23 protein-coding genes are annotated in these 25,453 nt (G+C 73.0%); 3 read left to right on the top strand and 20 right to left on the bottom strand.

Translation table 11 applies throughout. The annotated features are described in order from the left end of the window. Positions 1-13 precede the first annotated feature (13 nt). A complete protein-coding gene (locus tag ACFV04_RS13620) occupies positions 14-466 on the top strand; it encodes a hypothetical protein (RefSeq protein ID WP_380529001.1) in 453 nt (150 codons plus the stop codon). 60 nt (positions 467-526) lie between these two features. On the opposite strand, the gene ACFV04_RS13625 is transcribed toward ACFV04_RS13620, so the two are convergent. The 5 genes from ACFV04_RS13625 to def form a co-directional block, all read right to left on the bottom strand. Continuing rightward, positions 527-1,486, bottom strand: coding sequence for a MerR family transcriptional regulator (locus ACFV04_RS13625; protein ID WP_380529003.1), 960 nt, complete (start codon positions 1,484-1,486; stop codon positions 527-529). 186 nt (positions 1,487-1,672) lie between these two features. Beyond that, positions 1,673-3,118, bottom strand: a complete 1,446-nt coding sequence (locus tag ACFV04_RS13630; RefSeq protein WP_380529005.1) for an RsmB/NOP family class I SAM-dependent RNA methyltransferase — start codon at positions 3,116-3,118, stop codon at positions 1,673-1,675. A 184-nt stretch (positions 3,119-3,302) separates the two neighbouring features. Then, positions 3,303-3,617 (bottom strand): hypothetical protein, encoded by a 315-nt coding sequence (locus tag ACFV04_RS13635; protein WP_380338507.1) that lies wholly within the window; start codon positions 3,615-3,617, stop codon positions 3,303-3,305. Between the two features lie 136 nt (positions 3,618-3,753). Further along, positions 3,754-4,704, bottom strand: a complete 951-nt coding sequence (gene fmt / locus ACFV04_RS13640; RefSeq protein WP_380529007.1) for a methionyl-tRNA formyltransferase — start codon at positions 4,702-4,704, stop codon at positions 3,754-3,756. Between the two features lie 46 nt (positions 4,705-4,750). After that, positions 4,751-5,296 carry a peptide deformylase gene (def, locus tag ACFV04_RS13645; protein ID WP_380338501.1) on the bottom strand — a complete coding sequence of 182 codons (546 nt, stop codon included), beginning with the start codon at positions 5,294-5,296 and terminating at the stop codon, positions 4,751-4,753. A gap of 264 nt (positions 5,297-5,560) precedes the next feature. Here def and ACFV04_RS13650 point away from each other — a divergent pair, with 264 nt between their 5' ends. Next, positions 5,561-6,208: a hypothetical protein gene (locus ACFV04_RS13650; RefSeq protein ID WP_380338498.1), complete on the top strand. Its 648-nt coding sequence runs from the start codon at positions 5,561-5,563 to the stop codon at positions 6,206-6,208. A 253-nt stretch (positions 6,209-6,461) separates the two neighbouring features. On the opposite strand, the gene ACFV04_RS13655 is transcribed toward ACFV04_RS13650, so the two are convergent. The 14 genes from ACFV04_RS13655 to pyrR form a co-directional block, all read right to left on the bottom strand. Next, positions 6,462-8,546 (bottom strand): primosomal protein N', encoded by a 2,085-nt coding sequence (locus ACFV04_RS13655; protein ID WP_380529009.1) that lies wholly within the window; start codon positions 8,544-8,546, stop codon positions 6,462-6,464. 190 nt (positions 8,547-8,736) lie between these two features. Beyond that, on the bottom strand, positions 8,737-9,945 hold the full coding sequence (metK, locus tag ACFV04_RS13660; protein WP_380338493.1) for a methionine adenosyltransferase: 1,209 nt from the start codon (positions 9,943-9,945) through the stop codon (positions 8,737-8,739). A gap of 147 nt (positions 9,946-10,092) precedes the next feature. Continuing rightward, entirely contained in the window at positions 10,093-11,322 is a 1,230-nt protein-coding gene (coaBC, locus tag ACFV04_RS13665) for a bifunctional phosphopantothenoylcysteine decarboxylase/phosphopantothenate--cysteine ligase CoaBC (RefSeq protein WP_360261902.1), read from the bottom strand. A 252-nt stretch (positions 11,323-11,574) separates the two neighbouring features. Beyond that, a complete protein-coding gene (gene rpoZ / locus ACFV04_RS13670; protein WP_030240625.1) occupies positions 11,575-11,841 on the bottom strand; it encodes a DNA-directed RNA polymerase subunit omega in 267 nt (88 codons plus the stop codon). A gap of 37 nt (positions 11,842-11,878) precedes the next feature. After that, entirely contained in the window at positions 11,879-12,436 is a 558-nt protein-coding gene (gene gmk, locus ACFV04_RS13675; protein ID WP_360261903.1) for a guanylate kinase, read from the bottom strand. 49 nt (positions 12,437-12,485) lie between these two features. Continuing rightward, a complete protein-coding gene (gene mihF / locus ACFV04_RS13680) occupies positions 12,486-12,812 on the bottom strand; it encodes an integration host factor, actinobacterial type (protein ID WP_030056187.1) in 327 nt (108 codons plus the stop codon). A gap of 474 nt (positions 12,813-13,286) precedes the next feature. Then, positions 13,287-14,120 carry an orotidine-5'-phosphate decarboxylase gene (gene pyrF, locus ACFV04_RS13685; RefSeq protein ID WP_380338489.1) on the bottom strand — a complete coding sequence of 278 codons (834 nt, stop codon included), beginning with the start codon at positions 14,118-14,120 and terminating at the stop codon, positions 13,287-13,289. 128 nt (positions 14,121-14,248) lie between these two features. After that, complete coding sequence (locus ACFV04_RS13690) at positions 14,249-15,352, bottom strand: quinone-dependent dihydroorotate dehydrogenase (protein ID WP_380338486.1); 1,104 nt, start codon at positions 15,350-15,352, stop codon at positions 14,249-14,251. Between the two features lie 137 nt (positions 15,353-15,489). Continuing rightward, positions 15,490-18,798: a carbamoyl-phosphate synthase large subunit gene (carB, locus tag ACFV04_RS13695; protein ID WP_380338483.1), complete on the bottom strand. Its 3,309-nt coding sequence runs from the start codon at positions 18,796-18,798 to the stop codon at positions 15,490-15,492. Next, positions 18,791-19,948 carry a glutamine-hydrolyzing carbamoyl-phosphate synthase small subunit gene (gene carA / locus ACFV04_RS13700; RefSeq protein ID WP_360261907.1) on the bottom strand — a complete coding sequence of 386 codons (1,158 nt, stop codon included), beginning with the start codon at positions 19,946-19,948 and terminating at the stop codon, positions 18,791-18,793. Before carA ends, carB begins: the two co-directional genes overlap by 8 nt. Further along, positions 19,945-20,541, bottom strand: a complete 597-nt coding sequence (locus ACFV04_RS13705) for a hypothetical protein (RefSeq protein ID WP_380529013.1) — start codon at positions 20,539-20,541, stop codon at positions 19,945-19,947. Before ACFV04_RS13705 ends, carA begins: the two co-directional genes overlap by 4 nt. Continuing rightward, positions 20,541-21,845, bottom strand: coding sequence for a dihydroorotase (locus ACFV04_RS13710; protein ID WP_380338477.1), 1,305 nt, complete (start codon positions 21,843-21,845; stop codon positions 20,541-20,543). The genes ACFV04_RS13705 and ACFV04_RS13710 overlap by 1 nt, the downstream gene beginning before the upstream one ends. Then, positions 21,842-22,855, bottom strand: a complete 1,014-nt coding sequence (locus ACFV04_RS13715) for an aspartate carbamoyltransferase catalytic subunit (RefSeq protein WP_380529015.1) — start codon at positions 22,853-22,855, stop codon at positions 21,842-21,844. Before ACFV04_RS13715 ends, ACFV04_RS13710 begins: the two co-directional genes overlap by 4 nt. A 5-nt stretch (positions 22,856-22,860) precedes the next feature. Beyond that, the gene (gene pyrR / locus ACFV04_RS13720) at positions 22,861-23,499 is read right to left on the bottom strand and encodes a bifunctional pyr operon transcriptional regulator/uracil phosphoribosyltransferase PyrR (protein ID WP_380338471.1); all 639 of its coding nucleotides are present in this window, start codon (positions 23,497-23,499) and stop codon (positions 22,861-22,863) included. Positions 23,500-23,827: 328 nt separating this feature from the next. On the opposite strand from pyrR, the gene ACFV04_RS13725 reads away from it, so the two are divergent. Next, positions 23,828-24,331, top strand: a complete 504-nt coding sequence (locus ACFV04_RS13725; protein ID WP_030056198.1) for a transcriptional regulator — start codon at positions 23,828-23,830, stop codon at positions 24,329-24,331. A 163-nt stretch (positions 24,332-24,494) separates the two neighbouring features. Here the strand turns inward: ACFV04_RS13725 and ACFV04_RS13730 are convergent, their stop codons facing one another. Further along, on the bottom strand, positions 24,495-25,442 hold the full coding sequence (locus tag ACFV04_RS13730) for a hypothetical protein (RefSeq protein WP_380338469.1): 948 nt from the start codon (positions 25,440-25,442) through the stop codon (positions 24,495-24,497). Positions 25,443-25,453 lie beyond the last annotated feature (11 nt).

The raw sequence follows: 25,453 nt of genomic DNA on the forward strand, positions 1-25,453 counted from the left end.
GAGGTTGACCACCATGGACCTGACCCTCCACTGCCACTGGCGCGACCTGAACGGCCCGTGGGCACTGACCGTCAGCCACAACGGCCGCGAGTGGCAGCTGTTCGCCGGCACACCCGTCGGATCCGAGTCGCTCCCCTTCGCCGGCCCGGACGAGGTCCGCCGGCTCGCCCAGGCGCTGCTGGACCTGCCCGCCGAACCCGAACCGTACGAATGCGAATGGCAGCTCTCGCAGACCGAAGTCATCCACGACAAACGCGAGTTCACCCACTACGCCACCTTCGCCGTCGGCCTCGACCCCAGCGACGGTCACCGCCCGTACCTCGCCTACCAGTCCTACTTCCACTGGGGGCAGACCACCGCGCTGGGCCTGGAGGTGATCTGCGAGGACCCGCCGGTCGACGACCTCCGCGCCCAGGCCCACGCCTTCCTCACCGGGCTCCCGGGCCCCGCCCGCCCCCAGCGGTAGCAACCGCCCCCGGCACCGGAGCGGGCGCCCGAGCACACACCCACGCCGACGGGCACCGGTTCACGCCACCGCGCGCCGCGCCCAGTCCACCTCCGCCGCCCGACTCTCCGGCGCGGGCCACCCGTTGACCACCGCCAGGAGTTCCAGGTAGCGCTCCCGCCGGGGGTCCGCCATCGCCGCCAGTCGATCGGCCAGCCGGCCACGCACCGCTCCGGCGTCTCCCGGCACCGTCCCCGCGGATCGCTGCACCATCCCCGCGTAGCGCTCCACCAGGGCCGCGACCGCCTCCGCCGCCTCCGGCGACCCCGGATCCACCCCCGCCGCGACCGCGGGCCCGACCGACTCCCGTACCGCGACTGCGAGTCCGGGTCGCGGCGGACCGGAACCGGCCTCCGCCGCTTCCCCCTCCGCGAGCCCGCGCAGCAGTTCCCGGAACCCGTCGTCCCCCGCCAGCTGCGCCACCTCCACCCAGGCCTCGACCTGGTCGGCCGTCGGTTCCTCCGGCAGCTCCGGCGTCAGCGAGCGCGCCACGCCGACGAACAGGCCCTCCCCCGGCCCGGCACCACCCGGCCCGACATCGCCAGACCCGCCGAACACCCCCGTCAGGAACTCCCCGATCAGACGGTTCCGTTCGTCCTCCGACAACTGCGCCAACCGGTGCACGAGCGTCAACTCCTCGGGTGTCGACCCGCGCCGGGCCACCGCCCGCAGGACCGCCTGCCGCACCCGCAGCAGCCGGATCCGGACGTCGAGCGCATCGGCGTGCGCCGCGGCGACCGCGGGCAGGGTGAGTTCGCGCTCCAGCACCGTCCGGATCACGGGCAGTCCGAGCCCGAGTTCCCGCAGGGTGCGGACCAGGTCCAGGCGCGCGACGGCGTCGACGCCGTACCGCCGGTGGCCGGCCGGGTTGCGGCCGGTCGGCGACACGATCCCCCGGTCCGAGTAGAAGCGGACGGCCTTGACCGTCAGCCCCGTCCGTCGGGCCGGCTCACCGATGGTGTACGTCGCGTCGCCGTTCATGGCCGCCACTCTGCCGCCTCCCCCTACGGGAGGTGCAAGCACCCAGGACCGAGCGCACCACCCACGGAACCCCACGCGGAACCGCCCACGCAGAACCACCCACGCGGAGCGGCCCACGCAGAACCACCCACGCGGAACCACCCACGCGGAACCACCCGCGCGGGACGGCCCGCCGAAACTGCCCGATCAGGCCGTCCGACGCAACAGCGCCAGGTACATCGCGTCCGTCCCGTGCAGGTGCGGCCAGAGCTGCACGTCCGGGCCGTCGCCGAGCGCGGGGACGCCGGGCAGCAGCGGGCGCGCGTCGATCCACTCGACCCGGCCGCCTTCGGCCCGCAGCACGTCGTCCACGACGGCCCGGGTCTCCGCGAGGTGCGGCGAGCAGGTGGCGTAGCCGACCACACCGCCGACCCGGGTGGCTCCGATCGCCGAGCGCAGCAGGTCCCGCTGGAGCGGGCCGAAGGCCGCGACGTCGGCGGGCCGGCGCCGCCAGCGCGCCTCGGGGCGGCGGCGCAGCGCTCCCAGGCCGGAGCACGGCACGTCGACCAGCACCCGGTCGAAGCTGTCCGCCTGCCAGGCGGGACGGGTGCCGTCCGCCGCGATCACCGTGTACGGGCCGGGGTTGCCCTGCAGTGCCCGCGCCACCAGTCGGGCCCGGTGCGGCTGCTTCTCGCTCGCGACCAGCGCCGCCCCGCGCTCGGCGGCCAGCGCGCCGAGCAGCGCGGCCTTGCCGCCGGGGCCGGCGCAGCCGTCCAGCCAGATCCGGTCCGGGCCGTCCAGCGGGGCGCTCGCCAGGGCGAGTGCGACCAGCTGGCTGCCTTCGTCCTGCACGCCGGCCCGGTTCTCCTGCACGGCTGCGATCGAGCCCGGGTCGCCGCCCTCGGCGAGCCGCAGTGCGAACGGCGACCAGCGCCCCTGCTCGGCCTCGGGCAGCGCCTCGGCCAGCTCGCCGACGGTGGCCCGTCCGGGCCGGGCGACGAGGGTGACCTCGGGCCGCTCGTTGTCGGCGCGGAGCAGTTCCTCGATCGCGGTGCGTCCGGAGGCGTCCGGCTGCCAGCGGCCGAGGGAGTCCCAGAGCGCGGAGACCACCCAGCGCGGGTGCGAGTGGACGACGGCCAGGTGGTCCTCGGCGTCCTTGTCGTACGGCGGGGCGACCCGCTGGATCCAGGCGTCCAGGTCGTGGGCGCTGATCCGGCGCAGCACGGCGTTGACGAACTTCGCCTTGCCGTCGCCGAGCACGACCCGGGCGAGTTCGACGGTCGCCGAGACGGCCGCGTGGCTGGGGATCCGGGTGGTGAGCAGCTGGTGGGCGCCGAGCGAGAGCACGTCCAGGACCGGCGGGTCGACCTTGCCGAGCGGCCGGTCGATGCAGGCCGCGATGATCGCGTCGTAGGTGCCCTGCAGGCGCAGCGTGCCGTAGACGAGTTCGGTGGCGAGCGCGGCGTCGCGCCGGTCCATGCCCTTCTGCTCGGCCTCGCGGAGCAGCGAGGGCAGGATCAGGTTGGCGTACGCGTCCCGCTCGTCGACGGCGCGCAGCGCGCGGAACGCGACGATCCGGGCCGGGTCCTTCTTCGGACGGCGGTGCGGGCGGGGCGCGCGCTGGGCGCCGGGGGTGCTGCTGGGCGTGCTCATTGTGTGTGCCTCAAGGTGCTGCGGGGGTTATCGACGGTCAACGATATCCCCTGCGGGACGTGCCGCCCGAAGCCTCCTCCGCGCCGCGACCCGGGTGGAGCCCCCCGCGGGAGGGGGCTCCACGAACGCGTAGGGGTACGGGTACGGGTCCGGCTGCGCACGGACGGTCCTTTCGGACGGTGCGTCAGCTCGTCTGGCAGAGGGCGAGCGCCTTGGCTCCGTCCACGCCCACCGCGACGACCTCCCAGGTGTTGCTCTGGTCGGCCGAGGGGGCGTTCCGGGACACCAGCACCGACGGTGCCGCACCGGTGCCGGCATCGACCTGGACGGGCCCCAGGTCGAAGCCTCCCGAGATCAGGAGGGTGTTCTGCGGGCAGGTGGCGGAGGAGAGCGTGCCCGAGGCGGCCGGCTCGCCGGAAACCACCGTGGTGGTCGAGGCGCCGGCCGGAGGAGCGGTCGCCAGTCCATAGGTGGCGGTCACCAGTAGTGCACCGGCCATGGCGGTCCAGATACGCGGGCTCGTCCAGGCGAGTCGGGCCATTGGGATCAGCCTTCCTGGTGAGGAATCCCCCACTCGGACCAAGGTAGGTCCACCCGCCGCGGCTCGCGCGGCGAGCCGCACCTCGCCCGGACGCTCAGCCCTCGGAGCCGGTCCCGAACCGCTCCCCGGCCTCCAGCCGGGCACCGCGGGCCCAGTCCGCCGCCCGCATCTCCTTCTTGCCCTGGGGACGGACCTCGCCCAGCTCGACGTCATGGCTGCCGGTCCCGACCCGCACGCTGTTCTTGCCGGCCATCGCCACCTCGCCGGGCGCCAGCTCGGCCGACTCCGGCAGCAGCTTCACCGGCCCGGTGACCTTCAGCCGCTCGCCCCGGAACTCCGTCCACGCCCCCGGCGCCGGCGCGCAGCCGCGCACCACCCGGTCGACCCGCAGCGCGGGGTGGTTCCAGTCGATCCGCGCGTCCTCGACGCTGATCTTCGGCGCGAGCGTGATGCCGTCGGCCGGCTGCGGCACGGCGTGCAGAGAACCGTCCTCGATGCCGTCCATGGTGGCGGTGAGCAGCCGCGCGCCGGAGCGCGAGAGCCGGGTGAGCAGTTCGCCGCTGGTGTCGGCCGGGCGGATCTCCTCGGTGATCACGCCGTAGACCGGGCCGGAGTCCAGGCCCTGCTCGATCAGGAAGGTGGACGCCCCGGTGACCTCGTCGCCCGCCAGCACCGCGTGCTGGACCGGGGCCGCGCCGCGCCACGAGGGCAGCAGCGAGAAGTGCAGGTTGACCCAGCCGTGCTTGGGGATCTCCAGGGTGCCGGGGCGCAGCAGCGCGCCGTAGGCGACCACCGGGCAGCAGTCGGGGGCGAGTTCGGTGAGCCGGGCGACGAACTCCGGGTCGCTGGGCTTCGCCGGCTTGAGGACCTCGATCCCGGCCTCCTCGGCGCGCTGGGCGACGGGGCTGGCGACCAGCTTGCGTCCGCGCCCGGCGGGGGCGTCGGGGCGGGTGACCACCGCGACGACTTCGTGCCGGTCGGAAGCGAGCAGGGCGTCCAGGGCGGGAACGGCGACCTCGGGGGTGCCGGCGAAGACGAGACGCATCAAGTGCCTTTCTGCAAAAGGGAGTTCGGGAAGCCGGACGGGAGGGTCAGCGCGCGGCGCCGAAGGTGCTGTGCGGGGAGACCTTGACGACGGGCGCCGGTCCGGCACCCCAGTCCGCCTCCCGGATCGCCTTCAGCGCGGCCTTGCGCTGCTCACGGTCGAGCCGGTCGATGAAGATGATGCCGTCCAGGTGGTCGGTCTCGTGCTGGATGCACCGGGCGAGCAGCTGGGTGCCCTCCACGGTCACCGGCTCGCCGTGCATGGTGAAGCCCCTGGCCACCACGCCGTGGGCGCGCTTGGTGTCGTAGCGCAGGCCGGGCAGCGAGAGGCAACCCTCGGGGCCCTCCTGCTCGTCCTCGCTGAGCGACAGGTCCGGGTTGATCAGGTGCCCGGTGACGCCGTCCACGTGGTACGTGAACACCCGCAGGGAGACGCCGAGTTGGGGCGCGGCAAGGCCGGCGCCGGGGGCGTTCATCATGGTCTCGGTGAGGTCGCGGACCAGGTTGCGCAGTTCCTTGTCGAACACGGTCACCGGCTGGGCGGTGGCCCGCAGGACGGGGTCTCCGAAGAGGCGGATCGGCTGGATCGCCACGGGGTACGGGCTCCTGTCCGTCGAGGTGTCGGGCGTCCGGGAGGACTGCGGGCAACGGCTGTTCCCGCCAAGTCTATGCAACGCGCCGGGCCCTCCCCCCATGCCCTCGGAGCCGCCGGAACCGCACTGGCATAACCCGACTCTGCCGAGCGGCGTTACCCCGGCCCCCGATTCGGCGTTGGTCAAGAGAGATTGACCAGGGCCGGGCGCACGGGACACCGCGCCCCGGCCGAGCTGAACCGTACGGAAGGTGGCACGTAGGCCATGGCCGAGCAGATCAACCACGACGCCCGCGCGCGGGCGAGCCTGCACCTGCTGGTACGGGACATCGAGCGGGTGAGGCGCCAGGTCGACGCGCTGCGGACGCTCACCGCCCAACTGGGCAACGTGTACCGGCCGCGCCGCCCCAGCACCTCCGCCGGCTTCGTGGTGTACGGGCGGGCGCCGGCGCCGACCGTGCGCCTGGCGCAGGAGTTGCGGGAGAGCGTGGAGACCCTGGTGGCGGCCGCGGTGGAGTTCGACCGGGCGCTGGGCTTCTCCTGGGACTCGGTCGGCTCCGCCCTCGGGGTCACCAAGCAGGCCGTGCACCGCCGCTACGGCATGCGCCGCCCGACCAGCGAGCTCCTGGCCGCCGGTGGCGCCGTCCCGGGCCCGAGCCGCCCGGACCGCTCCGAGGACCTGCCCGCCGCGCCCACCGGCGGCCTGGCCGCGACGGTCCCGGCGGCCCGCCAGGGCGGACTGGACCGCAGCAGCCTGGAGCGCGCCGCCATGGAGCGCGGCGCGCTGGACCGCGCCCCCGTCGACCGCACCCCCATCGACCGCATCGACCACATCGACCGATCCGGCATCGACCGCACGACGCTCGACCGCAGCACCACCGTCGACCGCACCGGCATCCCGCTGCGCGGCTGACCCCACCCCACGACGCGCCACCGCACACCGCACGAACGACCGGCCGCCCCGGGGCGGGGTGGCCCACTCACCCCGCCCCCCACCACCGCCCATCCGCCCGGCCCGCCACCACCCAGCTGCCCGGCCCGGCCCGGCCGCCCGGCTCACCCCCACCGCTCCTCGGCCGAAGAGCCACCCGACCGACCCCGACCGACCCCGCACGTCGCCCGACCGACCCCGCACCCTCATCCGACCGGCCGGCCGGCCCCCCAGCTCACCCGATGTCCGTCGGATCCATCCGCACCCGCACCGGCTCCGCCGTCCGCAGCGCGATCCGCGCGATCTGCGCCGCCTTGAGCGCCGCCGCCAGCGCCGCCCCCTGCCCGGGCGCCACCCGCAGCAGCGCGCGCTCCTGTTCCTCCCCCCGCAGCGCCGCCGCCGGCACCGGCCCGAGCACGTCGGCCCCCTCCGGCAGCCGGATCAGCCCCAGCAGGTCGGCGACCGCCGCCGGGCTCCCGCTGACCGAGGCCATCCGCGACACCGGCGGGAAGTGCAGCTGCGCCCGTTCGTCCCGCTCCAGCCCGGCGTGCCCCATCGGGTCCCAGCGCACCAGCGCCTGGACCGGACGGGCCGACGGCTCGGCGACCACGACCACCGCGCCGCCCTCCGCCGAGGACCGCACCAGCGCGGCGGCGGCCAGCCAGAGCCGCAGCGTCTCCTCGCCGGCCCGCAGGTCCGGCCGGCTCAGCAGCGCCCACCCGTCCAGCAGCAACGCCGCCCCGTACCCTGCACCACCCTCGACCACCGGCTCGGCGCCCGGGGTCGAGATCACCAGCGAGGGCTCGTCGGGCACGGTCGCCAGCACCGCCTCCCGCCCGGAGGTGCGGACCGGGATCCGCGGGAAGGCCTTGCCGAGTTCCTCCGCGGTGCGCCGGGCACCGATCACCTGGGCCCGCAGCCGGAACGACCCGCACTCGGGACAGTGCCAGTCCTTCTCCGCCTCGCCGCACCAGCCGCAGGTCAGCGCGGCGTCCGCCGAGGGCGCTTCCAACGGCCCCTCGCACCGCCGGCACCGCGCCGGGGTGCGGCAGCGCCCGCAGGCCAGCCGGGGCACGTAGCCGCGCCGGGGCACCTGGATGAGCACCGGGTGCCCGGCCGCGAGTGCCTCCCGGGCGGCGTCCCAGGCCACCGAGGGCAGCCGGGCGGCCTGCGCGGCCGCGTCGCGGTGCTGGTCCTGGTCGGTGACGGTCCGCACCCTCGGCGCGACCTGCCGCACCGTTTCCCGGTCGGCGACGAGCGGGCGCGCCCAGCCGGTGCTGACCAGCTGCGCGCCCTCGACGGTCACCGCGTGCCCGCCGAGCAGCACGGCCGCGCCCTCCTCGGCGGCGCGCAGCAGCGCCACCTCCCGGACGTGCGGGTGCGGGGAGCGCGGGTCGCTGTGGCTGCCGTCCCCGTCCGACCAGACGACGACCAGCCCGAGGTCGCGCACCGGCGCGAACATGGTCGCGCGGGTGCCGATGGCGGCGTGCACCGAGCCGCGGCTCACCGCGAGCCAGCGCTTGTACCGCTCGCGCGGGCCGAGGTCGGCTTCCAGGGCCGTGTGCATCCCGGGGCCGAGCAGTTCGGTCAGTGCCTGGTCGACCCGGGCCACCGAGCGCCCGTCCGGCAGCACGACCAGCGCCCCGCGCCCGCCCGCCAGCGTCGCCGCGACCGCCCGCGCGATCTCGTACGGCCAGCCGGGCCCGGGCAGCGCCGCCCACACCGCGCGCGGCGCACCGCCGCCGGCCAGCGCCGCCAGGAAGTCGGGGCCGGCCGGGTAGCGCTGCCAGCTGCCGGGGGCGGGGACGGCCGGGCGGGGCAGCGGCGGCGGCGAGGGCTCGGCCTCCGCCTTGGCGTGCCGGGGCGGGACGGCCAGCTGCAGCACGTCGGCGAGCGTCCCGGCGTACCGGTCGGCGACGGTCCGGCAGAGCCGGAGCAGTTGCGGGGTGAGCACGGGTTCGGGCGACAGCACCTGTGCCAGCGGGGCGAGCGGCCCGGCGAAGTCGCTCTTCTCCAGCCGGGCGACGATGAACCCGTCGTGCAGTTCCCCGCCCTCGCGCTGCCCCTTCACCACGCGCGCGCCGAACCGCACCCGGACCCGGACGCCCGGCTGGGCCTCCTCGGCCATGCTCTCCGGCACGGCGTAGTCGAAGAACTTGTCGATGGTGAGCACGCCCTTGTCCACCACGACCCGGGCCACCGGCAGGTGCTCGGCCCGCTTCGCGCCGCGCCAGCTGCGCGGCTTGGCCCGCTTGACCGTCTCCCGGATGAACGCCAGCTGCTCCGGCTCGGCGGCCCCGTTGTCCCCTGTGCTGCTCATCGCCACCAAGTACTACCAGGTCACACCGACAACGCGCACACACCCGGGCACACGCCCACGCCCACACGCACACACGCCCACACAGCCGGACGCCCGCCGCAGCGGCGCCCACCCGTCCCCCGCCCACCGGACGCACGAAGCGGCGCCCACCCCCGTTCGGGGGCGGGCGCCGCCTGGAGTGCTGGGGACGTCAGTCCTGCACGGCAGCCTTCAGCTGCTCCACCCGGTCGGTGCGCTCCCAGGTGAAGTCCGGCAGCTCACGGCCGAAGTGGCCGTACGCGGCGGTCTGGGAGTAGATCGGGCGCAGCAGGTCCAGGTCGCGGATGATCGCGGCCGGACGCAGGTCGAAGACCTCGGAGACGGCCTTCTGGATGGAGAGGACCGGCACGGTCTCGGTGCCGAAGGTCTCCACGAACAGGCCGACCGGCTCGGCCTTGCCGATCGCGTACGCGACCTGCACCTCGGCGCGGCTGGCGAGGCCGGCGGCGACGATGTTCTTCGCCACCCAGCGCATCGCGTACGCGGCCGAGCGGTCCACCTTGGACGGGTCCTTGCCGGAGAAGGCGCCGCCGCCGTGGCGGGCCATGCCGCCGTAGGTGTCGATGATGATCTTGCGGCCGGTGAGGCCGGCGTCGCCCATCGGGCCGCCGATCTCGAAGCGGCCGGTCGGGTTGACCAGCAGGCGGTAGCCCTCGGTGGTCAGCTTGATGCCCTGCTCGGCCAGCGCCTTCAGCTCCGGCTCGACCACGAACTCCCGGATGTCCGGGGTGAGCAGCGACTCCAGGTCGATGTCACTGGCGTGCTGGGTCGACACGACCACGGTGTCCAGGCGGACGGCCTTGTCGCCGTCGTACTCGATGGTGACCTGGGTCTTGCCGTCGGGGCGCAGGTACGGGATGGTCCCGTTCTTGCGGACCTCGGTGAGCCGGCGCGAGAGCCGGTGGGCCAGGGTGATCGGCAGCGGCATGAGCTCGGGCGTCTCGTCGGACGCGTAGCCGAACATCAGGCCTTGGTCGCCGGCGCCCTGCTTGTCCAGGTCGTCCTCATCACCCTCGACGCGGGCCTCGTACGCCGTGTCCACGCCCTGCGCGATGTCGGGCGACTGCGCACCGATGGACACCGAGACGCCGCAGGAGGCGCCGTCGAAGCCCTTCTTGGAGCTGTCGTAGCCGATCTCCAGGATCTTGTCCCGGACGAGCTGGGCGATCGGCGCGTACGCCTTGGTGGTCACCTCGCCGGCCACGTGCACCTGGCCGGTGGTGATGAGCGTCTCCACGGCGACCCGGGAGGTCGGGTCCTCGCGCAGGAGGGCGTCAAGGATGGTGTCGCTGATCTGGTCAGCGATCTTGTCGGGGTGGCCCTCGGTGACGGACTCCGACGTGAACAGGCGGCGAGACACAGCGCTCCCTGGGGTTGCAGCGGCTGCTGACTGAAGTTCCCGTGACCGGTGAACTCCGGAAAGACTTGATTCCTGGAGTCTAACGGTCTGCTTCCGCCGAACGTCACCCACTTCAGCATTTCTCGAGCGCCACGCAGCGCCTTCCGATCAGTTGCCGCCCGTTTCCAGCCCCTTTGCGACCAGGTCCCAGATCACGTCCGCGAGCGCCTCCTTCGGGCCCACCGGAACGGCGGTCTCACTGCCGTCCGAGCCCAGGACGACGGCCTCGTTGACGTCCGTACCGAAGGCCTTGCCGTTGCCGACCTCGTTCACGACGAGCAGGTCACAACCCTTGCGGGCGAGCTTCGCGCGGCCGTTGGCGAGCACGTCGTCGGTCTCCGCCGCGAAACCCACGACCAGTTGGCCCGAACGGGGTCGGTGGGCCGACAGCTCGGCCAGAATGTCGGGATTGCGGACCAGCGCCACCGGGGCCTGCTCGACCCCCTCGACCTTCTTGATCTTGCCGGTCGCGTACTCGGCGGGCCGGAAGTCGGCCACCGCCGCGGCCATCACCACGGCGTCCGCGTCCGCGACCGCCTTCAGCGCGGCCTCGCGCAGTTCCAGCGCGGTCGAGACGTGCACCACGTCCACCCCGGCCGGATCCGGCAGCTCGGCGTTGGCCGAGAGCAGCGTCACCCTGGCCCCGCGCGCCGCGGCCGTGACCGCGAGCGCGTAGCCCTGCTTGCCCGAGGAGCGGTTGCCCAGGTAGCGCACCGGGTCCAGCGGTTCCCGGGTGCCGCCGGCCGAGACCACCACGTGCCGGCCCGCCAGGTCGTGCGGCACCGCCCCGCCGCGGCGCAGCACCGCCCGGCAGGCGTCGAAGATCGCGGACGGCTCCGGCAGCCGCCCCTTGCCGGTGTCCTTGCCGGTGAGGCGGCCGACGGCCGGCTCCAGCACGATCACGCCGCGGCGGCGCAGCGTGGCGACGTTGTCCCGGGTGGCCGGGTGCTCCCACATCTCGGTGTGCATGGCGGGCGCCACCACGACCGGGCAGCGGGCGGTGAGCAGCGTGTTGGTGAGCAGGTCGTCGGCGAGGCCGTGGGCGGCCTTGGCGATCAGGTCGGCGGTGGCCGGGGCGACCACGACCAGGTCGGCCTGCTGCCCGATCCGCACGTGCGGCACCTCGTGCACGCGCTCCCAGGTCTCGGTGGCGGCCGGGCGACCGGACAGTGCGGCCCAGGTCGCCTCGCCGACGAAGTGCAGCGCGGCGTCGGTGGGCACCACGGTGACCTGGTGGCCGGACTCGGTGAACCGGCGCAGCAGCTCGCACGCCTTGTACGCGGCGATCCCGCCGCTCACACCGAGGACCACGCGGGGGGCGTCCGCACCAGCGTTCATCTACCGGCCTTTCTCCGCTTCGGGAACCCGCCCACCCTACGACCCCTCAGCTCCCGCCCGCGCGGCACCCCACCCCGACGGCCCGCACGGCTCCCCACCCCGATGACCCGCGCGGCTCCCCACCCCGACGACAGGGGCACCCCACACCGGCGCATCCGGGCGGCTCCCCACGCCGACGCATCCCGGAGACGACGACGGGAGGGCCCGGCGGAAACGATTCCGCCGGGCCCTCCCGGAAAAACAGCGGCTGACTCAGGCAGCCTCGATCGCCTCGGCGGTCAGCATGCCCGCGTTGATCTCGCGCAGCGCGATCGACAGCGGCTTCTCGTGCACGTGGGTGTCGACCAGCGGGCCGACGTACTCCAGCAGGCCCTCACCGAGCTGCGAGTAGTACGCGTTGATCTGGCGCGCGCGCTTGGCGGCGTAGATCACGAGGCTGTACTTCGAGTCGGTGGCCTCGAGCAGCTCGTCGATCGGCGGGTTGATGATGCCCTCGGGCGCGGTCATGGAAGAGGACACGCGAAAACCTTCCGAAAGGGTGGAAAAGACAGACAGGTCAGGCTACACCGAGCAAGGCTAGCAGTTCGGCCGCTACCTGCTCGACGGAGGTGTTGACAAGGGTCGTGTCGAACTCGGGCTCGGCGGCGAGCTCGATCTTGGCGGCGTCGAGCCGCTTCTCGATCACGTCCTGCGACTCGGTGCCCCGGCCGGTGAGCCGGCGGACCAGCTCGTCCCAGCTCGGCGGAGCCAGGAACACCAGCTGCGCCTCGGGCATCGACTCGCGCACCTGCCGAGCACCCTGCAGGTCGATCTCCAGGAGCACGGGTTCGCCGCGCTCCAGCTTCTCCAGCACGGCCGCGCGCGGGGTGCCGTAGCGGTTCCCGGCGAACTCGGCCCATTCCAGCAGCTCGCCGTTGGCGATCAGCTTGTCGAACTCGTCGTTGTCGACGAAGTGGTACTGGACCCCGTTCTTCTCGCCGGGCCTCGGGTGGCGGGTCGTCGCCGACACCGAGAGCCAGACCTCGGGGTGCATCTTCCTCATATGAGCGACGACCGTGCTCTTGCCGACCCCCGAGGGGCCGGAGAGCACGGTCAGCCGCGGACGCTCACTCATGCACCGATTATCCCGGATCGCGGAGGATGACGGGACCACCGGGGCACGGTCAGGCGGCACCCCCGCCGAACTCCCGCTCCAGGGAGGCGATCTGGTTGGTGCCGAGACCCCGGACACGCCGGCTCTCGCTGATGCCGAGGCGCTCCATGATCTGCTTGGCACGAACCTTGCCGACGCCCGGAAGGGACTCCAGCAGGGCCGAGACCTTCATCTTGCCGATGACGTCGTTGTCGGCCTTGCCGGCCTTGATCACCTCGTGCAGGGAGGCGCCGGAGTGCTTGAGCCGGTTCTTCACCTCGGCGCGCTCCCGGCGAGCCTCGGCGGCCTTGGCAAGCGCGGCGGTGCGCTGTTCAGGGGTAAGGGGCGGAAGAGCCACGCCGTTCACCTCAGGGTGTGGATGGAAGGGATTGAGCTATGACTGGTTTGGTACCCAGGACACCGCCCGCAAGAGGAACCACAAGGCCCTGACCTGCGGAAGCCACGAAATTCGCGGCTCTCCGATGACCTATCGCCGGACACTACCCGTATTGCGGCGCCACGTCAGGAAAAGAACACGAAAAGTCCTGGTCAGCCAAGGCCGACCAGGACTTTCCAGGGCAAAATGACCGCGATTGCGAAACTTTGACGGGGTCTGTGTGACGGCGCTCACGTCGCCCGCGCGACGCCGCCACCGTCCTGCGGACACTCCACAGGGTCACCGACCGGCTACCGGCGGGGCGCCTTCCGCAACCCGCCGGACACTCCGGGGTGCTTGACGGCCGTCCGTTTCCCGCTCCCGAACGCGCCCGCCCGGTGCACCGGAGGACGTCCCTCCGGCGTCCGTCCGCGCGCCGGACGGACGCCGTCCCGCCTACTTGACGGCGTCCGCGAACTCCCCGACGAAGCGCTCCGCCGCCTCGCGCAGCGCGGCCACCGAGGGGCCGTGCTTGAGCACGTCCCGGCTGACGCTCGGCACCACGTTGGTCACCGCGGCGCCGAACACCCGCGGCAGGTCCGCCATGGTCGCGCCCTGGGCGCCGATCCCCGGGGCGAGCAGCGGGCCGTTGATGGCCAGGTCCACGCCCGCGTCGGCCAGCGTCGCGCCGACCACCGCGCCGAAGGAGCCCAGCGGCACGGCACCCGCGTTCTCGGCCGCCAGCTGCCGCAGCACCGAGGCCGCGACCGGCTCGCCGTCCGCGCCCACCGCGCGCTGCACCTCGGCGCCCTCCGGGTTGGAGGTGAGCGCCAGCGCGAACACGCCGCAGCCCTGCTCCCGGGCCAGGTCCAGGGCCGGGCGCAGCGAGCCGAAGCCGAGGTACGGGCTGACCGTGACGGCGTCCGAGAACAGCGGGCTGCCGGGCGACAGGAACGCCTCGGCGTAGGCCGCCATGGTGGAGCCGATGTCACCGCGCTTGGCGTCCATCAGGACCAGCGCACCGGCGGCCCGGGCCTCCTCGACGGACTTCTCCAGCACCGCGACGCCCCGGCTGCCGAAGCGCTCGAAGAAGGCGGCCTGCGGCTTGAGCACGGCCACCCGGTCGGCCAGCGCCTCGACCACGGTGCGGCTGAAGGTCTCCAGGCCGGCCAGGTCGTCGCCGAGTCCCCAGGACGCCAGCAGGGAGGCGTGCGGGTCGATGCCGACGCAGAGCTGGCCGCGGGTGTCGAGGGCCTGGCGCAGCCGGGCGCCGAACGGGGCGAGGGTCATGTCGTCACTTTCCGAGAGGTCCGAGAGGTCCGAGGGAGTCGAGGAGGCCGAGCGCTCCGACCGGGCCGAGGGGTCCGCGGAGCCGAGGGAGCCGGGGCGTGCGGGATGCGTCCGGGGTGGTGCGGCGGTCACGAGCTGCGCACGGCGCTGCCGACCGCCGAGGCGAGGTCGCGGAAGCCCGCGGCCCGGATCCGGGCGGACAGGCCCTTGTGGATCCGCCGGCACCAGAACGGGCCCTCGTAGATGAAGGCGCTGTAGCCCTGGACCAGGTCGGCGCCGTGGACGATCCGCTGCCAGGCGTCCTCGGCGGTCTCGATGCCGCCGACCGAGACCAGGGTCAGCCGGCCCCCGGTCCGGGCGCGCAGCCGCTGCAGGACCTCCAGGGCGCGGGCCTTGAGCGGGGCCCCGGACAGGCCGCCCATGCCGATCTCCTCGACCCGGCCGGCGTCGGTGAGGAGGCCGTCGCGGCCGATCGTGGTGTTGGTGGCGATGATGCCGTCCAGGCCCAGTTCCAGGGCGAGGTCGGCGACCGCGTCGACGTCCTCGTCGGCCAGGTCGGGGGCGATCTTGACCAGCAGCGGCACGTGGTGCGCGGTGGTGCGGTCGGCGGCCTCGCGGACGGCGGCGAGCAGCGGGCGCAGGTGGTCGACGGCCTGGAGGTTGCGCAGCCCGGGGGTGTTCGGCGAGCTGACGTTGACCACCAGGTAGTCGGCGTACTTGGCCAGCCGCTCGGTGGACTTGACGTAGTCGGCGACCGCGTCGGCCTCCTCGACGACCTTGGTCTTGCCGATGTTGACACCGATCACCGGGGTGGAGCTGGTGTGCGGGCGGGCGGCGAGGCGGGCGGCGACCCGGGCGGAGCCCTGGTTGTTGAAGCCCATCCGGTTGATCAGCGCGCGGTCCTCGACCAGGCGGAACAGCCGGGGCGCCGGGTTGCCGGGCTGGGGCTCGCCGGTGATGGTGCCGATCTCGACGTAGTCGAAGCCGAGCATGGCCAGGCCGTCGATGCCGACGCCGTTCTTGTCGAAGCCGGCCGCGAGGCCGAACGGGCCGGGCAGGTCGAGGCCGAGGGCGCGAGTGCGCAGGGCGCGGTCGCGCGGGGCGAGCGCCAGCCGCACCAGGCTGCGCAGGCCCGGCACCGAGGAGGCGAGACGGATCCAGAAGAAGGCAAGGTGGTGGGCCTTCTCGGGGTCCATCTTCTTGAAGACGAGGTCGAACAGGATCTTGTACAAGGGGGGTCAACTCCCGGGGCGACGAGCGGAATCGGGGCGCGGGCGCAGCCCGTCGAAGGAAGGGCGGTGGCCGATGACGGGCGGGCACAGGAGTGGGGGGCACCCGACTGGCTTCGGTGCCCCCCACTGCGGTGGTGCTACTTGCGGCCGGCGTTGATCAGCTCGGCGTGCTCCTGGAGCGACATCACCCCGACCTCGTCGCGCAGCAGCCGGTCGATGCCCTGGACGGCCGCGCCCATCGCCTGGACGGTGGTCAGGCAGGGCACCGCGCGGGCCACGGCCGCGGTGCGGATCTCGTAGCCGTCGAGGCGGCCACCGGTGCCGTACGGCGTGTTGATGATGAGGTCGACCTCACCGTCGTGGATCAGCTGGACGATGGTCCTCTCGCCGTTCGGGCCCTCGCCCTCGCTGTGCTTGCGCACCAGCGTGGACGGGATGCCGCCGCGCTGCAGCACCTCGGCGGTGCCGGCCGTGGCGAGCACCTCGAAGCCGAGGCTGACCAGCGCGCGGGCCGGGAAGACCAGGTTGCGCTTGTCGCGGTTGGCAACCGAGACGAAGACCTTGCCCTTGGTCGGCAGCGCGCCGTAGGCGCCGGCCTGGGCCTTGGCGTAGGCCGTGCCGAAGACCTTGTCGATGCCCATGACCTCGCCGGTCGAGCGCATCTCCGGGCCGAGCACGGTGTCCACGCCGCGGCCGTGCACGTCGCGGAAGCGGCTCCACGGCATCACGGCCTCCTTGACCGCGATCGGCGCGTCGGCGGGCAGCGTGCCGCCGTCGCCCTCGGCCGGGAGCAGGCCCTCGGCGCGCAGCTCGGCGATGGTCGCGCCGAGCGAGACCCGGGCGGCGGCCTTGGCCAGCGGCACGGCGGTCGCCTTGGAGGTGAACGGGACGGTCCGGGAGGCGCGCGGGTTGGCCTCCAGGACGTACAGGATGTCGCCGGAGAGGGCGAACTGGATGTTGATCAGACCGCGCACCCCGACGCCGCGCGCGATGGCCTCGGTGGAGGTGCGCAGGCGCTTGATGTCGTGGCCGCCGAGGGTGATCGGGGGCAGCGCGCAGGCGGAGTCGCCGGAGTGGATGCCGGCCTCCTCGATGTGCTCCATGACGCCGCCGAGGTAGAGCTCGGTGCCGTCGTAGAGCGCGTCGACGTCGATCTCGACCGCGTCGTCCAGGAAGCGGTCGATGAGCACCGGGTGCTCGGAGATCAGACCGGCGTGCCGCTCCAGGTAGGAGGCGAGCGAGGCCTCGTCGTAGACGATCTCCATGCCGCGGCCGCCGAGCACGTAGGACGGGCGGGCGAGGACCGGGTAGCCGATCTCGTCCGCGATCGCCTTGGCCTCCTCGAAGGAGAAGGCGGTGCCGTGCTTGGGCGCGGGCAGGCCGGCGTCGCGCAGGACGCGGCCGAAGGCGCCGCGCTCCTCGGCGAGGTCGATCGCCTCGGGCTGGGTGCCGACGATCGGCACGCCGTTGTCCTTGAGCGCCTGCGCCAGGCCCAGCGGGGTCTGGCCGCCGAGCTGGACGATCACGCCGGCGAGCGGGCCGGCCTGCTGCTCGGCGTGGACGATCTCCAGCACGTCCTCCAGGGTGAGCGGCTCGAAGTAGAGCCGGTCGGAGGTGTCGTAGTCGGTGGAGACGGTCTCCGGGTTGCAGTTGACCATGACGGTCTCGTACCCGGCCTCGGCGAGCGCGAAGGACGCGTGCACGCAGGAGTAGTCGAACTCGATGCCCTGGCCGATGCGGTTCGGGCCGGAGCCCAGGATGATCACGGCGGGCTTGGTGCGGGGGGCGACCTCGTTCTCCTCGTCGTAGGACGAGTAGAAGTACGGGGTCTTGGCGGCGAACTCGGCGGCGCAGGTGTCGACGGTCTTGAAGACCGGGCGGACGCCGAGCGCGTGGCGCACCTCGCGGACCACGTCCGGCTTCAGGCCGCGGATCTCGCCGACCTGCTGGTCGGAGAAGCCGTGGCGCTTGGCGTGGCGCAGCAGCTCGGGGGTGAGCTCGGCGGCCTCGGCCAGCTCGCCGGCGATCTCGTCGAGCAGGAAGAGCTGGTCGACGAACCACGGGTCGATCTTGGTGGCCTCGAACACCTCCTCCGGGGTGGCGCCGGCCCGGATCGCCTCCATGACGGTGTTGATCCGGCCGTCGGTCGGCACGACCGCCTTGGCCAGCAGAGCGGTCTTGTCGCCCACCGGGCCGGTCCAGGAGAACTGGGAGCCCTTCTTCTCCAGCGAGCGCAGCGCCTTCTGCAGCGCCTCGGGGAAGTTGCGGCCGAGGGCCATGGCCTCGCCGACCGACTTCATGGTGGTGGTCAGCGTGGCGTCGGCGCTCGGGAACTTCTCGAACGCGAACCGCGGCACCTTGACCACGACGTAGTCGAGGGTCGGCTCGAAGGAGGCCGGGGTCTCCTCGGTGATGTCGTTGGGGATCTCGTCCAGGGTGTAGCCGACGGCCAGCTTGGCGGCGATCTTGGCGATCGGGAAGCCGGTGGCCTTGGAGGCGAGCGCCGAGGAGCGCGAGACGCGCGGGTTCATCTCGATGACGATGACCCGGCCGTCGTCGGGGTTGACGGCGAACTGGATGTTGCAGCCGCCGGTGTCGACGCCGACCTCGCGGATGACGGCGATGCCGACGTCGCGCAGGATCTGGTACTCGCGGTCGGTGAGGGTCATCGCCGGGGCGACGGTGATCGAGTCACCGGTGTGCACGCCCATCGGGTCGAAGTTCTCGATGGAGCAGACGACCACGACGTTGTCGTTCTTGTCGCGCATCAGCTCCAGCTCGTACTCCTTCCAGCCGAGGATGGACTCCTCCAGGAGCACCTCGGTGGTCGGCGAGAGGGTCAGGCCCTGGCCGGCGATGCGGCGCAGGTCCTCCTCGTCGTGGGCGAAGCCGGAGCCGGCGCCGCCCATGGTGAAGGAGGGGCGGACGACGACCGGGTAGCCGCCGAGCGTGTCGACGCCGGCCAGCACCTCGTCCATGGTGTGGCAGATGACCGAACGGGCGGACTCGCCGTGGCCGATCTTGGCGTTGACGGCCTCGACGACGCCCTTGAAGAGCTCGCGGTCCTCGCCCTTGTTGATCGACTCGACCTTGGCGCCGATGAGCTCGACGTTGTACTTGGCGAGCACGCCGTTGGCGTCCAGCGAGATCGCGGTGTTCAGCGCGGTCTGCCCGCCCAGGGTCGGCAGCAGCGCGTCGGGGCGCTCCTTGGCGATGATCTTCTCGACGAACTCCGGGGTGATCGGCTCGACGTAGGTGGCGTCGGCGATCTCCGGGTCGGTCATGATCGTGGCCGGGTTGGAGTTGACCAGCACGACCCGCAGGCCCTCGGCCTTGAGGACCCGGCAGGCCTGCGTGCCCGAGTAGTCGAACTCTGCGGCCTGGCCGATCACGATCGGGCCGGAGCCGATGACCAGGACGGACTTGATGTCGGTGCGCTTAGGCACGCTGGCCCTCCATGAGCTTCACGAAACGGTCGAAGAGGTAGGCCGCGTCGTGCGGGCCGGCAGCAGCTTCGGGGTGGTACTGCACGCTGAAGGCGGGGACGTCGAGCGCCTGCAGGCCCTCGACCACGTCGTCGTTCAGGCAGACGTGGGAGACCTCGACCCGCCCGTAGGGGGTGTCGCTCACCTTGTCCAGCGGGGCGTTCACGGCGAAGCCGTGGTTGTGGGCGGTCACCTCGACCTTGCCGGTGGTGCGGTCCTGCACCGGCTGGTTGATGCCGCGGTGGCCGTACTTGAGCTTGTAGGTGCCGAAGCCCAGGGCGCGGCCGAGGATCTGGTTGCCGAAGCAGATCCCGAAGAACGGGGTCTTGCGCTCCAGCACGCCCTGCGCGACGGCGACCTGGTGGTCGGCGGTGGCCGGGTCGCCCGGGCCGTTGGAGAAGAAGACGCCGTCCGGCTCGACCGCGTAGACGTCCTCCAGGGTGGCGTTGGCCGGCAGCACGTGCACCTCGATGCCGCGCTCGGCCATCCGCTGCGGGGTCATCGCCTTGATGCCGAGGTCCAGCGCGGCCACGGTGAAGCGCTTCTCACCGATCGCGGGCACCACGTACGGCTCGGTGGTGGCGACCTCGGCGCACAGGTCGGCGCCCTTCATCTCGGGCGACTGCTGCACCCGGGCGAGCAGGGCGGCCTGGTCGGCCAGTGCCTCGCCGGAGAAGATGCCGCAGCGCATCGCGCCCCGCTCGCGCAGGTGGCGGGTCAGCGCGCGGGTGTCGATGCCGCTGATGCCGACGACGCCCTGGTTGACCAGTTCCTCGTCGAGCGAGCGGCGGGAGCGCCAGTTGGAGGCGACCCGGGCGGGGTCGCGCACGACGTAGCCGGCGACCCAGATCTGCTTGGACTCGTCGTCCTCGTCGTTCCAGCCGGTGTTGCCGATCTGCGGGGCGGTCATCACGACGACCTGGCGGTGGTACGACGGGTCGGTCAGGGTCTCCTGGTAGCCGGACATGCCGGTGTTGAAGACGGCCTCGCCGAAGGTCTCGCCGGTGGCGCCGTAGGCCTGGCCGCGGAAGGTCCGGCCGTCCTCCAGGACGAGCACGGCGGGGACGCGTTCCCGCCGTTGGCGCTGCGTGGTGGGGGCAGGTGCGGTCATTGCGCGGCCTCTTCCGTCATCTTCGTCTGCGTGCGTGTTGCGAGGTGGGTGACCGCCTCGACCCAGGCGGCGTGCTCGTCGGGGTGGTCGGCCCGGAAGCCGGAGTCCAGCTCGATCGTTTCGGTGGGGGTCCCCCCGGCCGAAGGCCGGGTGAGCGTCCAGGTGACGACGAGCAGCCCGGACGGGACGACCTTGCCGGCGATCCCGGAGTCGGTGCGGGCACCGGTCAGGTGCGCCGCCGGGATCCAGAAGTCGACGTCACCGGGGCGGCGGATCAGCAGGCCGTCCTCGCCGAGGGTGAGGTCGGCCCGGCTGCGGGTGCCCAGGCCGTGCGCGACGACCCGGTCGAGCCAGTTCCCGGCGGTGGTCGTGCCGTGGTAGCGGCCGCTGGTCTCCAGGATGGTGCGCCCGGCGCGATCCGGCACGGCGGGCAACGGCGGGATGCCGGACTGCAGGGTGCGGCGCCAGTTCCAGCCCTGGCGCATCAGCCAGTAGACGAGGCCGATCACGATCAGCAGGCCGATCGACCAGCCGATGTACCCGGGCCAGTTGGTGACCTTCGCCTGCTCCTTGGCGAGCGTGGCGTAGTCCATCACGCGTCGCCGTCCTGCTCGACCGGCTCGCCGGCCAGCACGGTGGCGCGCCCGCGCAGGAAGGTGGCGTGCACCCGTCCGGGCAGGTCGAGGCCCTTGTAAGGCGTGTTTCGGCTACGGGTGGCGAAGGTGTCCGGGTTCACGGCACCACGGTACGCGGGATCGAACAGCACCAGGTTCGCGGGCTCACCCACCGAGATCGGCCGGCCGTGCCCGGTGAGACGGCCGATCCGGGCCGGACGGTGCGACATCCGGTCGGCGACGCCCTCCCAGTTCAGCAGGCCGGTCTCGACCATGGTCTGCTGGACGACCGACAGCGCGGTCTCCAGGCCGACCATGCCCATCGCGGCCACGGCCCACTCGCAGTCCTTGTCCTCGGCCGGGTGCGGCGCGTGGTCGGTGGCGACGGCGTCGATGGTGCCGTCGGCGAGCGCCTTGCGCAGCGCCTGGACGTCCTCGGCGGTGCGCAGCGGCGGGTTCACCTTGTACACCGGGTCGTAGGAGCGGACCAGCTCGTCGGTGAGCAGCAGGTGGTGCGGGGTGACCTCGGCGGTGACGTCCCAGCCCTTGGCCTTGGCCCAGCGGATGATCTCGACCGAACCGGCCGTGGAGACGTGGCAGACGTGCAGCCGGGAGCCGACGTGCGCGGCGAGCAGCACGTCGCGGGCGATGATCGACTCCTCGGCGACGGCCGGCCAGCCGCCGAGCCCGAGCTCGCCGGAGACCTGGCCCTCGTTCATCTGGGCGCCCTCGGTCAGCCGCGGCTCCTGGGCGTGCTGGGCGACGACGCCGTCGAAGGCCTTGACGTACTCCAGGGCGCGGCGCATCAGCACCGCGTCGTCCACGCACTTGCCGTCGTCGGAGAAGACCCGCACGCCGGCCGCGGACTCGTGCATCGCGCCCAGCTCGGCGAGCTTCTTGCCCTCCAGGCCGACGGTGACGGCGCCGACCGGCTGCACGTCGCAGTAGCCGGCCTCCTGGCCGAGCCGCCAGACCTGCTCGACCACCCCGGCGGTGTCGGCCACCGGGGTGGTGTTGGCCATCGCGTGCACGGCGGTGAAGCCGCCCATCGCGGCGGCCCGGGTGCCGGTGAGCACGGTCTCGGCGTCCTCGCGGCCGGGCTCGCGCAGGTGGGTGTGCAGGTCGACCAGGCCGGGGAGCGCGACCAGACCGGTGGCGTCGATCTCGATGTCCGCCTCGACCGCCAGGCCGGTGCCGATCTCCTTGACCACGCCGTCGGCGAGGAGGAGGTCCTGCGGGGCGCCGCCGAGGATCTTGGCGTTGCGGATCAGGTAGGTGGTCACTGAGCGGTCTCCACGGTCTCGGTACGGGGGGCGTCGGCGGGGGCGTCGGCGGGGGTGGCTCCGCCGAGCAGCAGGTAGAGCACGGCCATCCGGACGGAGACGCCGTTGGCGACCTGCTCGACCGCGGTGCAGCGCGGCGAGTCGGCGACCTCGGCGGTGATCTCCATGCCGCGGACCATCGGGCCGGGGTGCATCACGATCGCGTGCTCGGGCAGCCGGGCCAGCCGGTGGCCGTTCATGCCGTAGCGGCGGCTGTACTCGCGCTCGGTCGGGAAGAACGCGGCGTTCATCCGCTCGCGCTGGACCCGCAGCATCATCAGCGCGTCCGTCTTGGGCAGCACCGCGTCGAGGTCGTAGCTGATCTCGCAGGGCCACCCGGCTGCGCCGGTTTCGGGATTGGGTTCGATGCCGATCGGCAGCAGCGTCGGCGGGGCGACGAAGGTGACCTGGGCACCGAGGGTGTTCAGCAGATGGACGTTGGAGCGGGCGACCCGGCTGTGCAGGACGTCGCCGACGATCGTCACCCGGCGGCCCGCGAGGTCGTGGCCGGAGCCCGGGTTGAGGTGGCGGCGCATGGTGAAGGCGTCGAGCAGCGCCTGGGTGGGGTGCTCGTGGGTGCCGTCACCGGCGTTGATCACACTGCCGTGCAGCCAGTCGGACTGGGCCAGCCGGGCCGGTGCGCCCGAGGCGTGGTGGCGGATGACCACCGCGTCGGCGCCCATGGCCTGCAGGGTCAGCGCGGTGTCCTTGAGGCTCTCGCCCTTGGAGACCGAGGAGCCCTTGGCGGAGAAGTTGATGACGTCGGCCGAGAGGCGCTTCTCGGCGACCTCGAAGGAGGTCTTCGTCCGGGTGGAGTCCTCGAAGAAGAGGTTGACGACGGTGCGGCCGCGGAGCGTGGGCAGCTTCTTGACGGCCCGCCCGGAGAGCTGGGCCAGCTCCTCGGCGGTGTCCAGGATCAGCAGCGCGTCGTCGCGGCTGAGATCGGCGGCGGAGACGAGGTGGCGCTTCACGCGGGTTACTCCGGGAGGTGCGGTTCGGACGGCTTGGCGGCCATGGCCTGTGACGAGCGCGCGGCGAAGTCGCGGTCCCCGACCAGGACGGCGTCCACGCCGTCGGCGTCGGAGAGGCGCACCTGAACGGCCTCGCGCAGCGAGGTGGGGAGGTTCTTGCCCACGTAGTCCGCGCGGATCGGCAGCTCGCGGTGGCCGCGGTCGACCAGGACGGCGAGCTGGACGGCGCGCGGCCGGCCGATGTCGTTCAGCGCGTCGAGCGCGGCGCGGATGGTGCGGCCGGAGAAGAGCACGTCGTCGACGAGGATGACGAGCTTGCCGTCGATGCCGTCGGAGGGGATCTCGGTGTGCTCCAGGGCGCGGGCGGGCTTCAGCCGCAGGTCGTCCCGGTACATGGTGATGTCCAGGGTGCCCAGCGGGATGTCGCGCCCGGTGATCTGGGCCAGCCGGCCGTGCAGGCGGCGGGCGAGGTGGACACCCCTGGTGTGGATGCCGAGCAGCACGACGTCCTCCGCGCCCTTGGCGCGCTCGACGATCTCGTGCGCTATCCGGGTGATGACCCGGGCGATGTCCGTGCCGTCCAGCACTTGGTGCGGCGGCCGCGGCGTCGTTTCCTGCGGCGTCGAATCTCGGTGTGCGGTCATGCCGAAGCGGACCTCCTTCCCCGCCTCACTGGACGGGCCTTAAAGGATGTCTGAATCACCCCCGCCGGGTCGGCGTGGGCTTCGGGTCATCCTAGCAGCGCCCCGGACGGCAAACAGAAGTCCATCATTCCGCTTCCGTCGGTTAACACCCCGGACGCGCCGACGATGCGGGCCATTCGCACGACTGCCCCATTCGGCTTGACGCAACTACCTTACTCTACGTAACCTCACAGTGAGTTACGAGACGGACGTCGAACCCACCGGTAACGACGTCGACATCGCCCGTGACCCACCACTGAACGCGAAGCAATCTCGTCCGGGGAGATCAATGTCCAGCGACTACGCGAAGCAACTCGGAGGCAAGCTCCGAGCGATCCGCACTCAGCAGGGGCTCTCCCTGCACGGTGTCGAGGAGAAGTCCCAGGGGCGCTGGAAGGCAGTCGTCGTAGGCTCGTACGAGCGCGGGGACCGTGCGGTCACCGTGCAGCGACTGGCCGAGCTGGCGGAGTTCTACGGCGTCCCGGTACAGGAGCTGCTGCCCGGCGGCACCCCCGGCGGCGCGGCCGAGCCGCCGCCGCGCCTGGTCCTCGACCTGGAGAGACTGACCCAGGTCCCCTCCGAGAAGGCCGGCCCGCTGCAGCGCTACGCGGCGACCATCCAGAGCCAGCGCGGCGACTACAACGGCAAGGTGCTGTCGATCCGCCAGGACGACCTGCGCACCCTGGCGGTCATCTACGACCAGTCGCCGTCGATCCTCACCGAGCAGCTGATCTCCTGGGGCGTGCTGAACCCCGACGCGCGCCGTGCGGTGCGCGAGGAGGACGCGAGCTGAGGCTCACCGCACCGGCTCCCGCCAGCGGATCCTTGTGCGTGCCGGCACTCGTCCCACCAGTGCCGGCAAGCAGAAACGTCACGGCGCGGCACCCCAGACCGGGGGGCCGCGCCGCGGTGTTCCCGGGCGCAGCGGGCCCTCCCCCGGCGCGGCGCGCCACGTGTCAGCAGACCGTGCCCAGGCTGTAGCCGGGCTGCGCGGCGACCCCGTCCAGCCGGACCGGCCGGTCCGCCGGCGCCCAGTCCTGCCCACTGCTCGACCAGGCCCAGGAGGCCGGCAGGTACTCCCCGCAGGAGGCGGCCGAGCCCTGCGAACCGTGCAGCACCGCGACGCCCGGCAGCTCCAGGGCCAGCCCGGCGCACAGCACCGCGCAGACCAGCTCCAGGTCCTCGTCGTTGATCCGCACCACGCCGTCCTCCCACTGCAGCACCCGCGCGGCCGCGGTCAGCCTGCCGCCGGGCGCGTCCACCCGCAGGCGCAGCTCGTACACGCCGGCGCCCGCCCCGACCAGCATCCGGCGGAACACCTCGCCCCCGCGCTGGTAGGCGGCGCGCACCCAGCGGGCGTGGTCCTCGTCGCGCTCGCCCGCGCCGCCGTACAGGCCGCCGTCGAGCAGCAGGTCGGCGTGGCAGAGCGTCAGCCCGTTCTCCCGGGCCCGGACCAGGCGCGGCACGAAGTCCCCGGCCGGCTCCTCGCCCTGGTAGGCGAGCAGTTGGGTCTGCAGCGCCGGGTTGACCAGGTAGCGGTCGCGGGCGGCGGGCTCGGCCGGGTCCAGCCCGTTGAGCAGGCAGAACTCCTCGAAGTCCTGCGGGTGGAACATCCGCGCCCGGACGGTCTCGAAGCGCTCCAGCGCGTCCGCCAGCAGCTCGGCGGTGTCGGCCAGGTAGCGCTCGTAGTCGGGGGCGTCGGAGATCCCCCAGGCGCGGGCCCGCGCGAAGTCCGCGGCGCTGGTCAGCACCCCGATGACGAACGCCTGGTCGGCGCCCTCGACGCCCTCGACGCCCTCGGCCCCGTCGGCCCCCTGCGGCCGGTGCGACGCCCGCACCGCGGGCCGCGAGCCGCCGGCGGTGCAGTCGGAGTTACGGCGGGCGCGGCCGTGGCGGCTACTCATCGGATGGCTCC

This window comes from Kitasatospora sp. NPDC059599 (genome assembly GCF_042735125.1).
Taxonomy (GTDB): domain Bacteria; phylum Actinomycetota; class Actinomycetes; order Streptomycetales; family Streptomycetaceae; genus Kitasatospora.